Origin of the sequence: Pseudobutyrivibrio ruminis AD2017 (assembly GCF_000424305.1) — a bacterium.
GTDB classification, from domain to species: Bacteria; Bacillota; Clostridia; order Lachnospirales; family Lachnospiraceae; genus Pseudobutyrivibrio; species Pseudobutyrivibrio ruminis_B.
This window is the reverse complement of sequence record NZ_KE384162.1, coordinates 1-16,081: the sequence shown is the minus strand read 5'-3', so window position 1 is coordinate 16,081 and position 16,081 is coordinate 1. Positions and strand designations below refer to the sequence as shown.

Genomic DNA, 16,081 nt, shown 5'->3' with positions numbered 1-16,081 from the left:
TTTATTATCTAAACAACAGTTAATTTTAACACACTATTGTAAAAAGTGCTACATTAATAGTATATAAATTGTGTGCAATCAAATTTATCTTTTAATGCAAATTTATAGTACTTTTGTAGTCCACTGACTTACATCCCACACGTCTGTTGCCAAGCCCTCATAAAACTCTGGCTCATGGCAAACCATAAGAATTGAACCGTTGTATTCCTTAAGGGCACGCTTTAGCTCGTCCTTGGCATCTACATCTAAATGGTTGGTAGGCTCGTCAAGAAGAAGTAAATTAGTCTCCCTGTTTAATAGCTTACATAAGCGAACCTTAGCCTGTTCACCACCGGAAAGTACACGGCATAAGCTTTCGATGTGCTTTGTAGTAAGACCGCACTTTGCAAGGGAGGCACGAACCTCGCTTTGGTTATAAGAAGGAAATTCGTTCCATATTTCCTCTATACAGGTTGTGGAAATATGCTGGTCCATCTCCTGCTCGAAGTATCCGATTTCAAGGAACTCTCCCTGATAAACTGTTCCAGAAATAGGTGGAATCAATCCTAAAATACTCTTTAAAAGAGTAGTCTTTCCAATACCGTTTGCTCCTGTAAGAACAATCTTCTGCTTTCTTTCCATTTCAAGATTAAGCGGCTTTGACAATGGCTCGTTTTTATCATAACCAATTACCAAATCCTTTGTTGAGAAAATAACTCGGCTAGGAGTTCTTGCCTCTTTAAAGTAAAACTCTGGCTTTGGCTTTTCTGCAGCAAGCTCAATCTTATCCATCTTATCAAGCTTCTTCTGACGAGACATAGCCATGTTACGAGTAGCCACGTTCGCTTTGTTTCTTGCAACGAAATCCTTAAGCTGAGCTATTTCCTTTTGCTGTTTATTATAAGCAGCTTCCAGCTGAGCCTGCTTCATCGCATACACTTCCTGGAACTTATCGTAGTCTCCAACATATCTTTCCAGCTTCTTGTTGTCCATGTGATAAATCAGATTGATAACTGAATTCAAAAATGGCACATCATGAGAAATAAGGATAAAGGCGTTCTCGTAATCATTCAAATATCTCTTAAGCCATTCAATATGCTCCACATCCAAATAGTTGGTAGGCTCGTCCAAAAGAAGGATATCAGGCTTTTCTAATAAAAGCTTTGCCATCAACACCTTGGTACGCTGTCCACCGGAAAGCTCTGTGACATCTCTGTCTAAACCTAAATCAAGTACACCTAAAGCTCTGGCTACTTCCTCAACCTTTGAATCTATCATATAAAAATCATGCATTGTAAGAAGATCTCCAATAGTGCCGGCCTCCTCCATGCGCTTGTTCATTTCATTATCATCTGTGATATCACCAAGACTAGCGTAGATATCATTCATTTCCGCCTCCATCTCATATAGAAAATCAAAGGCTGAACGAAGTACATCACCGATAGTCATACCCTTTTCAAGCACGGTGTGCTGGTCAAGGTATCCTACACGAACCTTTTTTGACCACTCAATCTTGCCTTCGTCTGGCTGAAGCTTTCCTGTAATGATATTCATAAAGGTAGATTTTCCTTCACCGTTTGCTCCAACAAGTCCGATATGCTCGCCCTTAAGCAATCTAAAGGAAACATCCTCAAATATAGCTCTATCTCCAAATCCATGTGATAAATGCTCTACGTTTAAAATACTCATAATCTATTAATCCATTTCTTAAATTTATTCAGCAACTTGCTTATTCTAACAAAAATTTTCAAAAGATAACACCCATATTTTATAAGACACAAATTGTTCATTGGAGATAATTCCTTAAGCGCAATATAATTGAATATGGGAGATGTTATTTTGGAGATTATGTATGTGGGACTACAGTTTTGCTATACCTAGCCTTTTAATATTAGGAATACTTCTACTCAATTATTTTGCCTTGCAAAGACTGCCTATTAAGATTAATAGGACCTTTGTGATTTTATTGCTAATTGAGACTGTTGTTATTTCCTCTGATATCATAAGTAGTTGGGCCTGTGAAAATTATTCTGATTTACCTATATCCGCTGTCTACATTTCTAATATGGTATTCTTTGTCTTCTTTTTACTAAGAGGATTTTTCTTCTTTGTTTTCACCTGCAATATTTTAGAGCTTGACCTTAAAGCAAATCTTGTGAGAACAATCGCTTGCAATATTCCACTTATTTTCACCGAGGGAATTGTTCTAGCAACTCCTTGGTTAAAAGCAATATTTACAGTAGATGACCATGGATATGTAAGAAGTTATGCTTATCATTTAATAACTTTTACCTTCCTATATTACATTCTGTTCTCTATAGTGATGGTATTATCTTTACGAAAGTTTTTTAAAAGACGCAGAGAATTCTATGGTGCTTTGGTTTATCTTAATATCCTTTTGATTGGACTCACCTTAAGAGTAATATTGCCTAAGTATTTGTTAATGGATACCTTCTGCATAATGGCAATACTGACCATTAATATTATTTTCATGAATCCAGACTTTTATATTGATAGACAAACACGCCTGTTCAACCGCGATGGAATTCGATTATATCTAGATGAAAACTACTTTAAGCGACATTACATATTTGCTTTTGTAATAGACCATTACACAGAAACAAGTGAAATATATGGTAACAAACAGATGGATGCCGGTTTAGGCTTGATTGGAAATTACTTGCGATGGAAATTTGGCAATATGCTGATGTTCTACTGCCGTTCCGGAAGATTTGTTTTTGTAGTAGACAATAAACCAGAGGTTGATAGCATTATAGAAACTCTAATAGAACGATTTAAGCGTCCTTTTATTTCTGATGATGTAGAATTGTACCTTAATATCAGCTTCGCTAGAATCATATGTGATTATAAGGGGTATTCTTCAGACAGCATTCTTAATGTTATAAGCAGTACGTTAGAAAAAGCCAGCAGTAATAACAACCGAACTATATTAGATATTGATGACCGCTCATTCATAGAAAATCACAAAAATATCCTTATAAAGAAGGCATTAGAAAGAGCCACTGAAGACCATAGCGTTGCAATATTCTTACAGCCTATTGTGGATGCTAATACTCATGAGCTAGTTGGGGCAGAAAGCCTTTGTAGAATTTTTAATGATTCCGGAGAATTAATACCTCCTGATAAATTCATTCCAATCGCTGAAAGCAATGGTCGAATCTATAATCTAGGTGCCCAGGTATTTGAAAAAACCTGTATCTTTATAAGAGATAATGACCTAGATGCCCTTGGTCTTAAATGGATTAATGTAAATCTATCAACTGCCCAGTTCATGAAAAAGGATTTGGCCGAATCCTTTGAAAAACTAATAAATGAATACAATATTTCACCTGAGAAAATACATTTGGAAATCACAGAAGCTTCCATCACAGATGAAATAATAATGAAGGACCAACTAGATAAGATTAAGCTAAAGGGCTTTGAATTATCACTTGATGATTATGGAACTGGCTATTCAAATGCAAGCAGATTAAAGCATTTCCCATTCCACAATGTCAAAATTGATATGAGTCTGATTTGGGATTATTGTAAGCAGCCAGATATCATTCTTCCTACATTAGTTAAAACCTTTAGGCAGTCAGGTTACACTATCACCGCCGAAGGTATTGAAACAAAAGAAATGGCAGCTACCATGGAAGAGATTGGATGCAACTACCTGCAGGGAATGTACTTCTCCCCTCCTCTACCAGTTGATGAATTCATAGCAAAATACAAAAAATAAGCTCCTAAACACCAATAACAATTGGCATTTAGGAGCTTTATTACATCTCTATTAGTATCCTAATTCCTTTAGAAGGCCTTCACAGCCTCTTAATACATCCTCATAACATACATCAAACTTTCTAGTGTACCAAGGGTCGTCTATATCACGTGGTCTATCAGTGAAATCTAACAGCCTGTATATCTTATTATCCCTATCCTCACCAAATTCATAATGAAGGTCACGCATGTTTTCTGCATCCATACCTATGATATAGTCAAAATCTCTATATTCATCTTTTCTGATATGGCGTGCACCATAGCCACTGCAATCTATTCCTTTGTCATTTAAAAGCTGTCTAACAGGTGGATAAACCGGATTTCCAATCTCCTCATAGGTCATAGCAGCGCAATCGATAAAAAACTCCTTAGCTATGCCTCTTTTATCTACCATATCCTGCATTACATATTTAGCCATTGGTGAGCGACAGATTGAGCCATGGCAGATGAAAAGTATATTTATCATAGTCTTTAATTCCTTATATTTTCGCTATTTTACAGGCTTTAAGGCAATTCAGTGACAGATTCTTTCCTGCCGTTTTATGGCATATCTTTGCATAATTTGTTGTAAAATTGCCATCAAAAGTTGTAAAAATAGTTGTAAATCTGAGTTTCTTACAACTCGCTATTATTATGCCTTTGCTAATCTTTCCATCTCTTCCTTTGCATCGTCAAACGTTAAATGCGTATATGTATTTAACGTAACTCCTATATCCGAATGTCCCATTATGTATTGAAGAGTTTTCGGATTCATTCCCGACTTTGCCATGTTTGAACAGAATGTATGGCGGCACACATGCGGTGTAATCTTAGGCATCTGAATTTTATAAATGCCATTATACTTCTCTACAACGTGCTGAAAATATTTCTCCCAATGTAGAGCAACCATAGGCTTTTCATTTTTATCAAGATACAAAAAACCACTATAGCCATCTATCATCGGCTCAACTTTTGCTTTCGGTCTCTTGTCAATAATCCTACGAAAACACTCTGCCACTTCGGAAGTCATCGGAATATCTCTGGTACCACTGGAAGTCTTGGTATCTTCAATGATATATTCCATATTTCGCTTTCGCTGAAGCTGATGTGTGACATGAATCTTCATTTCACGAAAATCAATATCATTTATCGTAAGTCCAACAAACTCAGATATTCTAAGTCCCGTATGAAAGAGAATATAAAACCCTTCATAGTATCTGCTAAAATGCTTATCCTCTTCAACAAACTTAAGGAACTTACGCATATCTGCTCTGGAAATAGCTTCTCTGGTAACACTATCATTTACAACTACAGTTGCTAATTGGAACTCAAACGGATTCTTTCTTATCAAATCATCATCTGTCGCCATTTGAAATGCTGGTCTTACAACACCACGCACCGTATGAATAGTGCTATAACCACGGCCATCCTTTTGGAGTTTGATAAGCCATGCCTTCGCGTCCGATTGTTTCACCCGATCGATACGCATCTTCCCAAACGGTTCCTTTTTAATAATATTGATTACAAATCGATAATTTGCTTCCGTATTATGCCTTACTCCGGTTTTCAAAGAAACATACTTCTCAACGAGTTCAAGGACTGTTGTATTACTTGCCCCGGGAAGAAGTCCTGCAAGCTTATCTTCTTCCATTTTCCTAATCTTTTCTCGTAAAGATAACTCACGCTTCTTTCCTACCGGTGTCGGGTCATTCTTATCCAGTCTCCAACTGTAAAAGTACTTTGCTTCACCATTTTCATTGTTGTATTTGTACATATATCTTCCATCTTTTCGTTGGCTTTCTCCATTACGAAGTACGCGATTTTTATTATCTCGTCTTTTTTCACTCATTACGTCTCCTTTCTACGACATAACTTCTGAAAAAAGCCACGATACGATATGCCCTATCATACCATAAACGCGGCTTTTTCTCTATAAGTTATAGTTTTCAACCATCACTAATTGCATTCAAAACTCACTCAAACCACAGTCGATTCATCCAAGTATTTTTCAAACAATTCCCTCTTAATTCTGGTATGACTTCCCACCTCAAGAACAAATGCTGCGTCACGATTTTCAGAAATAATCTGTCTGAGTCGTTTTTCGCCAATTCCGTAGTATTCTGCAGCTTCCTGAATGTTTAAGGAATATTTCTTCCAAAGAGGAACGCCACTATAAGTTTGTAATTCAGCCATAAACTATTCCTCCTTTCCAAAAATATCTTTTAAATTCTGATAATGATCGGATGCAATCTTTTCTCGCTTGCTATTACCACCGACAAAGACCGGCGTGCACATGGCAAGGATGCGATCATAAATACGCTTATCTGTAAGTTCCTTAGGATTCTTCAAATCATCCATAGACTTATTTGTCGTGACGATGAGTGGCTTTCCGGACTCCATCCTGCGATTGACTACATTAAATACATTCTGCATCGCAAATTCTGTGGTACGCTCCGCTCCCAAATCATCCAAAACCAATAAATCATAAGCAGATAACGAGCGAACATATTCATCCGAGTCAAAAGTAGAGATATTGCTTATCTCAGTAAAGTCACGCATCAAAACTCTCTTACCTTGATCAAGAAGTGCATTTGCTATTGCCGCCGCTATATAGGTTTTACCTGTACCAACGTCGCCATAGAGTAATAAGCCGACGTTCTTAGCCTTTACCTCATCCCAATGGTTTACATAAGCTTTGGCTTTTTTCATGGCCGGCACACTGCCATCATCAGACTCAAAGGTCATGGCATACATCTGCTTTTCGTGAAAACAAACCATACGGTTACGCTCTACCATCTCATCAAACTCACGCTTAGCACGTTCGGCCTGCTCCTTTTCATAGGCCTCACGCTGGCATCGACACATTACATGAACTCTCCAGAGCTTCCCCTTCTCCAAAGGATGTGGGAGAGCCTTTTCGCAAGGTGTGTGGCACTTAGCGCAATAAAGCAATCCATCTTCGCCAACATAAGTTTCATTTTCTAAATCCTGATTCTTCATCAAAAGCTCTCCCCCTCTCTCACGATATATTCTTTATGGTATGTTCCATTATTTATTCTGTTATATTTACTTGGGTCCGGTTTTCTGACCTCGGATGGGCTTGAATTCTGACCGCTGTAAGTCTTGTTTTCCGGCTTAGGCAGGTCAGATTTCTGTCCTGCGTGGTCAGAATACTGACCGCTTTCAGATGAGCATGGAACCTTGATATAAATATTTGTCATAGTAAGTCCCATACGCCTTCTCTCTATCAGACCCGCAGTCTCTAATTCCTTTAAAGAAGCCTTTACTGTGGATTTACCCTTGCCCAAATCCCTGGCAAGCTGAGGCGCCGTATAACGGACGTATATAGCCCCATTCTGGTCATACCAGCCATTCTTCTGGGATAAGATGCCACGTCCAAGGAGACAGCCATATACAAGCAATGTGGTGCTACTGAGTTTTGAATCCAGCAAAGAAAGCGGAATCGGTATGAAGTTATTCAATTTGTCATCTTTCCGTAAATATCGATTCTCCATCAACTACGCCTCCTTTCCTGTAGGCTCATTTTCCGGCTTATGGTCCAATGGACCACAAGTGGATTCAATTTGTTTTTCAAGGTCATCTACCCGTTTTCTTAAGTCATCCAAATAACGCTGCGGAACGATCTTAAATGGTTCCTTCTTACCGTTGAAATCAGCAATGATAAATATCTTCTGCTCCACCATTTCTCTGGCAAATCGCTTTACTATGTCATCATAGATAATGGAATTCGCTATCTTCTCATATTTCCGTTTCTTCCAGCGAGCTAACATACAAAGCGGAAACAAAAGAATTCTATCCTTCAGTTTTACCCTCTTGTTCTTAAAAAGATTAGTAACTTCTTCCCACTCATCTTTTTCAGCAGAGACTTCAACTCGATGCTTTGATGCAATCCAGTTTAATTCCCTGTCTTCCATCTCTTGTCTGTTCGAATAAAAAGAAAAATCCTTAGCATAATACTTCTGGCTATCAACTGTGAAAGTATCATTAGTTACCAACACCGGTTGTTCCAAAAGCTTTTTTAAATATTCAATCTGCTTCTTATAGCTTTCCATTTGACAATTCCATGCAGCCTTGTTGAGTTTGTTGATGCGATTGGTTAATTCCTCTCGATTCTTTTTCCATTCTTCTGCCGCCTCATTAAATGCATCTTCATAGTCGCGATGATCCACTGCACGATAGTCGTACTTGGTAAAGCCAAGAAAATCATCCATCTGCTCTTCCAAACGATTCATCTTGTCCACACTGATACATACATGCTCACCATCTTCACAAAACTCATAAATATTGTCCCGTGCTGATTTAAAGGCAGACACCTGTGCTCGTGCTGTCGATTCCGGTTTATCGCACTCCGTCATCAAAAACCTTTTGATTTCATCCAAGGTGCGGTCCTCTTCGGCTATAAAGCAATATACTTCCCAGTAAGTCCCTATGTTTTTTAATGTTTCATCAATGTTTACTAAATCCATAAAAGTATCCTTTCCCCAATCGCCATTGCTGCAGTCAACTGAATTGGTATCAATTGTTACTAGTTGTGGGCACGTCTGCCCCGAGGCTAAAAAAAGCTTTTTCCTCTCACAATGCATTTATGTTCAAAAATGACTGATTACTAAATGCCGAAAAAAATAGTTTCAAAAACTGGCTTATTTTTTCCCTCACTATACATTTGGGTTGGGTTGACCCCCTATTACTAAACGAAGACAATATTTTTTTGAAAAATTTTTTTCCTTCCTCATTGCTTCACCATATACTTGGGTTGCCAGATGTTTGATTTCCAAAAATTAAAGAAAAAAATTTCTGCTTTCATCTTTCATTTGGTACCTTTTTATCTTGGTTGCTAAAACAAAAGCCAACTTTTTGTCCTTACATCTACTATTTGGAACGAGTTGGTACTGATTACTAAAATTTGCGCAAAAAAATAAAGCCGAGATTGCTCTCGACTTCATTCACCGCCTTTGGTCCATTTACCCCAAAGCTACATATTCAATTATTCACTCTAGCAAACATGAAGCTGTCTTTATCATTTATATTGCGATATAAAAGGCTATGCCACATCCCGACAAATTGGAATTTGTCTCATTTAATCTGAAGTTAATTAATTAACATTTTCTTTAATGGAATCCAGTCGTCCTCTATCATCCTCTCCCCCGTAAAATCAAATCCATTCTTCTTATAAAACTTAATGCCTCGCTCATTTTGTTCTAAAACCCAAAGCCATTTTGCTCCTTTGTCTGAGGTTGCAAAACTTAATAATTTACTACCTATCTTTTCTCCTTGAGAACGATTAATGAAGTAAAAATGCCGTATTTGAGGCATTTCTTCATCTAGTTGCTGTTTACCTGTTGTGTACGGTAGAAAGCTCAGGACTACTGTACACAACTGGTGGCAACTTTATATCTGTTTTTTTCCAATACTTTTCGTCTTTACAAACCGAAATTGTCGTACTCATTTATATTCGGATATAATCGACGATGCGCTTTTTCTATCCAACGTAAAACATTCCAATTTTCTAGAAAACTACCGTAGAGCGAGATATCAACCACATAAAGGATACCCTTTCCTTCTTTCATCTAATGTTGCTTCTTGGAAGCGTCTGAAAAAATCTATGTCATACAAGAATAACTGTTAGTTCGCTATACAGACGAAAAGGCTCAATCCCAGACATCATCTAGGATTGAGCCACTTTTGCTTCTAGACTTGAGATTTATCATTCTATCAAAAAAAAATAAAAAAACAAAGGTTTATTGCAAAAAGCATCATAAATCTTATTACGAACCATGCATCAAAAGGAAGGTTTTGAAGTTGCATTTTTACCAAATTCCCATAACTCGCTGCATTAACAAGCTAACCACTGTTATTCCTGCCCAACAGCAACCTCCAAGCAATATAGGTTTCCCACCAGACTTAATAAGCTTTATCACATTACTATTTAGCCCTATTGCTGCCATCGACATTACGATTAGAAATTTGCTAAGTTCTTTCAATGGAGAAAAAACATCTGGCGATACCCCGCAACTTAGAGATACCGTAGTAATTACTGATGCCAATATAAAATAAATGATAAACATTGGAAATGCTCTTTTTAAACTAAAACCATTCGTATGACTTCCGTCTTTTCTAGCTTCTTTGGCTCTCAAAAAGGCAAGTATAAGTGTAATAGGTATTATCGCAAGTGTTCTGGTAAGCTTAACTGTTACTGCCTTATCCAAAGTTTGACTTCCCAAATTCCACATACTGTCCCATGTTGAGGCAGCCGCAGTAACTGATGAAGTATCGTTAATTGCAGTTCCTGCAAAAATTCCAAAAGCCTCGCCTGAACTTATACTAAAACCAAGTATTTTTCCAAGCACAGGAAATAATATAGCTGCCAGTACATTAAAGAAAAAGATTACAGAGATTGCCTGAGCAACATCGTCATCATCTGCGTCTATAACCGGTGCAGTTGCTGCTATTGCAGAACCACCACATATAGAAGAGCCTACCCCAATAAGCGTTGAAATATTACCTTTTATTTTCATCACCTTATGAAGTAACCATGCAAGAATAAGTGATGTAGATATAGTACAAATAATTATTGGCAGTGACTGTTTTCCAGTTTCCATCACCACAGAAAGATTCATACCAAACCCAAGAAGCACAACAGCAGTCTGCAAAATCACTTTAGAAGTATACTTTATTCCTTCTTCTGCATCCTTCTTATCATTCCAAAAAAGTGAAATTAGCATTCCTGAAACAATTGCAATTACAGCACCTCCAATTACAGGAAATCTTTTTCCTATCATCCACGAAGGAAGCGCTATTAATAAGCATATCAGCATACCTTTTGTTTTTTTCATTATAGATTTCATCTTCTATATCCTCCTATTCAACAAAAGCCATTATAATAAACATTTTGCTAAAACAAAAATTATATATTATAATATATCCATAAATTTTCTTTATGGTTACAGGAGAATATCATGCTTGATTTCAGAATTGACACTTTTTTATGTGTATGCAGAAACATGAACTATACTCATGCAGCAAATGAGCTTAATATAACACAGCCAGCTGTATCGCAGCATATTCACTATCTTGAAAAAGTATATAACACTAAACTTTTCATAAAAGATGGAAAAAAGCTCGAACTAACAGATAGTGGTCGACTGCTTTTTGAGAAGATGAATCAAATAAGAAATGACGAAGCTATACTAAAAAGAGAACTATCATTATCAAATACAGCTAATAAAAAAATATCATTTGGCGTAACTATGACAATCGGTGAATACGCCATATCATATCCTGTTAGCTGTTATATCAAAGATCATCCTGAAACAGACTTCGTAATTCATTTTGGAAATACAACTGAACTTTTAAATAATCTTAAAGACGGAAATATTGATTTCGCGCTGGTTGAAGGATATTTTCCAGAAGGAATTTATAATACAATGCTCTATCGCACTGAAGAATTTATACCTGTATGCGCCGCATCGCATATATTTAAAAAAAAGCCAAATCAACTCTCTGATCTTTTTTCAGAAAGACTCCTTGTACGAGAACCCGGTTCAGGAACCAGAAACATTTTAGAGCGCTCTTTAGCAATTAACAATCACGAAATTGAATGTTTTACCCACTATACTCAGGTTGAAAACATGCATACCATAATTCAGTTTCTCTTAAATGACTGCGGAATAAGCTTTCTTTATAAAGCTGCTGTTGAACGTGAACTGCAGCAAGGAAGCTTAAAAAAGATACCTCTTAATAACTTTTCAATACAACATGACTTCACCTTTCTTTGGTCAGAAAACAGTGTTTTTTCCGACGAAATCGAAAAAATATGTGCAGACTTAAAACGTTATAAATCCTAATAAAAATCTAAAGAAAAGGGCAATGTAAAATAAAGTGTGTAAGTTGGAAACCATCAACTTACGCACTTTATTTTACATTGCCGAGATTCTCACGAACCTCCATATCCTTGCTGTGGATAAACCGGATTATGGCTTTCTGATAAAAAGCCACATTGACCCTGTCAAACAGGTAAACAGGAAAAAGGTGTATCGATATCAGAAGTGATACAACGAATAAAAAGAATAGAAATGCCAGGCTTATACGCTGCTCGGCATTCTTATAATGATTTTCAATGATACTGCAGGCAGCACCAAGATTCTTTACCTCAGGTACAGTCAGATAATTGAGTATCGGACGAAGCGTGGTTAATGAAGCATTTGCAGATGATAACGGTATCTGCTTAGATGTTGATATCCTGTCATGGCATGCATTTACGCTTTCGATTGCACTTTTTTCCACGCAAAAAATAACACTGGCTAAAATACACAGTGTGCAGATAAGAAGTATGAAGTTCCTCTTATGCTTCGTTCAATTACGATTTATCTTACTCAGTTATATAAAAAGTTATTTCTTTTTCTTCGGCTCCGGCAGTTCCTCATACATAGCTTCCAACAATTCCTTCAAGAAACTCTTATTATCAATATCATCTACCAGAAACATTTCCTTTGCGCCCTCATATGGAAGTTCCAATGATGCATCCGGCATCAATTCTGACGCAGCTTTCACATTCTTCACGAGAAAACGATCATCATATATTCCACCGACAATCTTGCCACGATAATAGATGATGTACTCGCCCATCATTGCTCTATACGATATATCATCCAATTCAGAAAGCTGTTCTAATATAAAATCCAAATATTCCTTGCTTGACGCCATAACAATCACCTCTACCAATGATTATACAATACCGGACCCTGATAGTCATTGATTTTAAGCCTTTTCTTGAGGCTACACGCAACCACTCTGCGGAGCCGATCAGCTATGTGAACCAGCCTATGTCACACCCCTTCGCGATTGGCTCATCACCCTGACCACCTGAAACTCACCACTTCGACCATCAAATGCTACAAACCGCATAAAATCAATGTTTGCAACATGTTAACGTCGATTACGGCATATCCGAACCAACCGTTGGCGCAAGTAAATTATGCAACTTCGGATATATCGGACTGATAATCACTTTAACAACAATGTCGGACTCTGAATCCCTTGTAAATAAAGGCTTCCGCATATCCACTGCGTTTTACGACTATTCCGCAGTCATCTTTACAAGCAAAAATAAAAAATATAACAGGATACGCATAAAGGTACACAATTCCTTTATGCAAAAATCCGTGCTCCTATGTCACCCGCCAGAATCTATTTCGTACTGCGTATCCATATATCCACTTCTGGTTCCATTGGACCAAAAGTTCCCCCACAACAAATGATCTTAAAGCACTAATATACTTATTGCATTGAGATACTAAGCTTTCCTCTTTATATTCAAACGATGCCATTACATCTTCCCTAACAGTAGTTTGAATCAACTTATAAGATTCTTGTATCCATGTCACAAGCAAGATTAAATAGCACACATCTCCTCTATCATTTATCCTGTTAATCTTATAATTGTAGTCCTGAATACTGAAATTGATTTTCTGTAGATAATCACTTAAAAGTTCACAATCCACTTTGCTTGAATAAATCCATCTTTTATCTACACCAGAATATACATCATCTATATTTTCCAACATATTAAACACCATTCTGAAAGTATCTATTTTCAGTCCATATCTTTCCACTTAAAAATCCAGACTCATTAAAATATTATATCAGACACGAGCTATTTTAGTTATTCCTATTAGTTATATTTTTCAAAATTTAATTGCAAAATAACAAACCCTCCGCAGGTTATGTCAAAATACAGATCATTTTCTCTTCTTTTGACATACCCCGAAGGGTTTGTTGTGTCTTAGTCAAGGACTCTTATAAATAAGAGTCCCCAATTTGGGGACTCATCGTATCGTATCGCAGCTATCCAAAAGTTGTAAATAGGTTGTAAATCTATCTCTCAAGCAACATTAACCGTTGATTTCATGGGCTTTTAGACTACAAGTTAGTACCAAGCCATGGCAAACGAATAATATTCTAGTCATTTTATTCTCCCTAAGTTTATTTTAGTCCTCTTCCTTCAGGTTAAACTGCTTAACAATTACATCAAGGTCTTGTGCAACCTTCTGGCTATCGTTAGCCATTCCTGCTACATTGCTCATCATTTCTGAAGATTCAGAGATAGTATCTGTTACTTCTGAAGATGATGTAGCTGTTTCGGTAGCTGATTCTGCGATAGAAGCAACTGCTGCGCTAACCTGCTCCATAGATTCTGATATATAGTCTACCATATCTGATATCTGATTTGCCAATCCACCGAAGGTATTTGCATCTTCGCCGTACTGCTGACCAATTGAAATGAACTTCTGGTAATCAGGAGTTACATTGTTTTCCATGAAATCAACGAGCTCTAAAGCTGCGCTCTTAAGCTTATCAAAGGCCTTTTGGATTTCATCTACAGTGTTTTGAATCTCTGAAACAGCATCCTGTGTCTCGACAGCAAGATTGTTGATTTCGCTAGCAACAACTGCGAAGCCTCTACCATGTTCACCAGCTCTTGCAGCCTCGATACTTGCATTAAGTGAAAGAAGGTTAATCTGTGATGCAATATCTGAAATGGAATCTGCCAAGGTTCCAATCTTTTCTACAACCTTTGCCTGCTCTGCAGCTTCCTCTAATTCCTCGCCACGCTGCTTTGAAATTCTAAGAGCTTCTTCTGAGCTTTCACGTCCATCTCTTTCAATATCAGCAGCTCTCTTTGTAATTTCCACAACTGCTTCCTTAGTCTTCTTTGTTTCCTCAGCAAGCTTTTCAACAGATGTATTAACCTCACTGGCTGAAGCTGAAACCTGTTCAGTGGCAGCACCAGTGTTAGTCATTGCATCATTAACTCTAGACATTGTACTTGCAACTTCTTCAAATCGAGCCATTAAATCTGTTGCTGTAGATGAAAGCTGGCTTGAAGAATATGAAACCTTCTCGCTACCCTGACCAATATTTCTAATAACATCTGCGTTATTCTCATACATGCCATTTAATGCAGATGACATAGCGCCGATTTCATCGGAACGATTTACCTTAAGAGGCTCAATAGTAAAATCACCCTCTGCTAATCTTTCAGCAAACTTCTGAACCTTAATAACAGCAGATGCCATTCCTGAAGCCTGTAAAATGATAATTAAAGCACAAACAATAATACCTATGATACAGCCAATAACAGAAATTCTAATCATTCTGTTTACACCTGCATAAACTTCTGTTTCAAGAATAGTAAGCCCCATCTTCCATCCTAATCCAGGAAGTGTGTTCCAATATAATAATCTGTTATCACCTTCAAATGTGAAAATACCCTGGCCAGATTCTTCGCCTTGAATTCTTCCAATATAATCTCCCAACTCAGTTGATTGAGAAATATTCATTCCATCCTGAGCTGCTGTTGGAAATGCTGGGTGATAAACATAATTTCCTGCACTATCTATAAGCCATATTGTTCCAGATTGACCTACTCTAACTTCTGAAAGAGTTGCCTGAACATCTGATAACTGTAGGTCGACTGTTACACAGCCTAAGAAATTACCTGTAGCATCAATGATTGGTGCTGAGCAGCTGGCCATCATAAGACCTGTTGTTTCATCATAATAAGGGTCTGTGATTACAGCCTGTACATCAGCCTGGCTTTTGGCATTGGTATAATATTCCTGAGTAAAATAATCATACTCAGCATTAGAATAATCCCAAAGTACGCTCATAGAACCAGCCCATGTACCGTCACTGTTCATATCCTTCATCCAATATGGACCATAGTATCTTTGCTCTGGATCGTACACATTTGGTTCGAACCAGATACCTGCCCCCAAAACAGCATCATTCTGCGTTACCATATTTCTAATCATTACATCGAAATTATCATAGGAAGCAGTCTGATAACAGCCCGCAACTGCATTTGCAAAGGTTTCGGCCTGCATCTTAATCTCGTCCATTCCCCCATCGATGGAATTGATGTTTTCTCCTAATGTAGCAAACATCTTTTCTTCAGTAGTTGTTGTAATTACCCCCCTACTGATGTTTGTAATTGTCAATGCGATAACTACAATAGCAAGTAAAACGACAGGAAGAATAGTAACAATAAGTTTCCATTTGATAGACATTCCTTTTCTAGAACTCATGCTTCCCCTCCAATTATACTGTTAACGTGTTAACATTATTTTATCATCATAATGCCAACTATATTGCCAGCGTCACAGTTTTTTTATACACTTTTCACAAACAAATCCTCAACAAAAAAAGACGTGGGAATTATTTCCCACGTCTCAGACTGTAGACAAAGAGGATGCTGCAAAACACCGTTTTGCAGCATCCTTTTCTTTTTTCTAAGATTAATTTTTGGTTTTTAGTTCAAAAG

At 37.4% G+C, this 16,081-nt stretch carries 15 protein-coding genes; 2 read left to right on the top strand and 13 right to left on the bottom strand.

Annotation, left to right across the window (positions count from 1 at the left end; translation table 11 throughout):
* Nucleotides 1-102: 102 nt before the first annotated feature.
* Nucleotides 103-1,668: an ABC-F family ATP-binding cassette domain-containing protein gene (locus tag G611_RS0110205; protein WP_028243515.1), complete on the bottom strand. Its 1,566-nt coding sequence runs from the start codon at nucleotides 1,666-1,668 to the stop codon at nucleotides 103-105.
* Nucleotides 1,669-1,936: 268 nt separating this feature from the next.
* Here G611_RS0110205 and G611_RS0110200 point away from each other — a divergent pair, with 268 nt between their 5' ends.
* Nucleotides 1,937-3,721: an EAL domain-containing protein gene (locus G611_RS0110200; protein ID WP_196801567.1), complete on the top strand. Its 1,785-nt coding sequence runs from the start codon at nucleotides 1,937-1,939 to the stop codon at nucleotides 3,719-3,721.
* Nucleotides 3,722-3,772: 51 nt separating this feature from the next.
* Here G611_RS0110200 and G611_RS0110195 read toward each other — a convergent pair whose 3' ends face one another.
* From G611_RS0110195 to G611_RS0110155, 8 genes are all read right to left on the bottom strand, one after another.
* Complete coding sequence (locus G611_RS0110195; protein WP_028243513.1) at nucleotides 3,773-4,225, bottom strand: low molecular weight protein-tyrosine-phosphatase; 453 nt, start codon at nucleotides 4,223-4,225, stop codon at nucleotides 3,773-3,775.
* 165 nt (nucleotides 4,226-4,390) lie between these two features.
* The gene (locus G611_RS0110190; protein ID WP_028243512.1) at nucleotides 4,391-5,587 is read right to left on the bottom strand and encodes a site-specific integrase; all 1,197 of its coding nucleotides are present in this window, start codon (nucleotides 5,585-5,587) and stop codon (nucleotides 4,391-4,393) included.
* 128 nt (nucleotides 5,588-5,715) lie between these two features.
* Nucleotides 5,716-5,931, bottom strand: a complete 216-nt coding sequence (locus G611_RS0110185; protein ID WP_027433875.1) for an excisionase — start codon at nucleotides 5,929-5,931, stop codon at nucleotides 5,716-5,718.
* A gap of 3 nt (nucleotides 5,932-5,934) precedes the next feature.
* A complete protein-coding gene (locus G611_RS14660) occupies nucleotides 5,935-6,738 on the bottom strand; it encodes an ATP-binding protein (RefSeq protein ID WP_034216420.1) in 804 nt (267 codons plus the stop codon).
* Nucleotides 6,738-7,253 (bottom strand): replication initiator protein A, encoded by a 516-nt coding sequence (locus tag G611_RS14655; RefSeq protein ID WP_051195211.1) that lies wholly within the window; start codon nucleotides 7,251-7,253, stop codon nucleotides 6,738-6,740. The genes G611_RS14660 and G611_RS14655 overlap by 1 nt, the downstream gene beginning before the upstream one ends.
* Nucleotides 7,254-7,256: 3 nt before the next feature.
* Nucleotides 7,257-8,225 carry a hypothetical protein gene (locus G611_RS0110170; protein WP_028243511.1) on the bottom strand — a complete coding sequence of 323 codons (969 nt, stop codon included), beginning with the start codon at nucleotides 8,223-8,225 and terminating at the stop codon, nucleotides 7,257-7,259.
* A gap of 622 nt (nucleotides 8,226-8,847) precedes the next feature.
* On the bottom strand, nucleotides 8,848-9,072 hold the full coding sequence (locus tag G611_RS16080) for a GNAT family N-acetyltransferase (protein ID WP_051195210.1): 225 nt from the start codon (nucleotides 9,070-9,072) through the stop codon (nucleotides 8,848-8,850).
* Nucleotides 9,073-9,566: 494 nt separating this feature from the next.
* Nucleotides 9,567-10,604, bottom strand: coding sequence for a YeiH family protein (locus G611_RS0110155; RefSeq protein WP_027433878.1), 1,038 nt, complete (start codon nucleotides 10,602-10,604; stop codon nucleotides 9,567-9,569).
* 111 nt (nucleotides 10,605-10,715) lie between these two features.
* Here G611_RS0110155 and G611_RS0110150 point away from each other — a divergent pair, with 111 nt between their 5' ends.
* Nucleotides 10,716-11,603 carry a LysR family transcriptional regulator gene (locus tag G611_RS0110150; protein ID WP_027433879.1) on the top strand — a complete coding sequence of 296 codons (888 nt, stop codon included), beginning with the start codon at nucleotides 10,716-10,718 and terminating at the stop codon, nucleotides 11,601-11,603.
* A 67-nt stretch (nucleotides 11,604-11,670) separates the two neighbouring features.
* Here G611_RS0110150 and G611_RS15780 read toward each other — a convergent pair whose 3' ends face one another.
* From G611_RS15780 to G611_RS0110135, 4 genes are all read right to left on the bottom strand, one after another.
* Nucleotides 11,671-12,042, bottom strand: coding sequence for a hypothetical protein (locus G611_RS15780; protein WP_143453236.1), 372 nt, complete (start codon nucleotides 12,040-12,042; stop codon nucleotides 11,671-11,673).
* 105 nt (nucleotides 12,043-12,147) lie between these two features.
* Nucleotides 12,148-12,462 (bottom strand): TfoX/Sxy family protein, encoded by a 315-nt coding sequence (locus tag G611_RS0110145; protein WP_027433880.1) that lies wholly within the window; start codon nucleotides 12,460-12,462, stop codon nucleotides 12,148-12,150.
* 464 nt (nucleotides 12,463-12,926) lie between these two features.
* Nucleotides 12,927-13,370, bottom strand: coding sequence for a hypothetical protein (locus tag G611_RS0110140; protein WP_035630380.1), 444 nt, complete (start codon nucleotides 13,368-13,370; stop codon nucleotides 12,927-12,929).
* A 375-nt stretch (nucleotides 13,371-13,745) separates the two neighbouring features.
* Entirely contained in the window at nucleotides 13,746-15,845 is a 2,100-nt protein-coding gene (locus G611_RS0110135; RefSeq protein ID WP_028243509.1) for a methyl-accepting chemotaxis protein, read from the bottom strand.
* Between the last annotated feature and the right edge of the window lie 236 nt (nucleotides 15,846-16,081).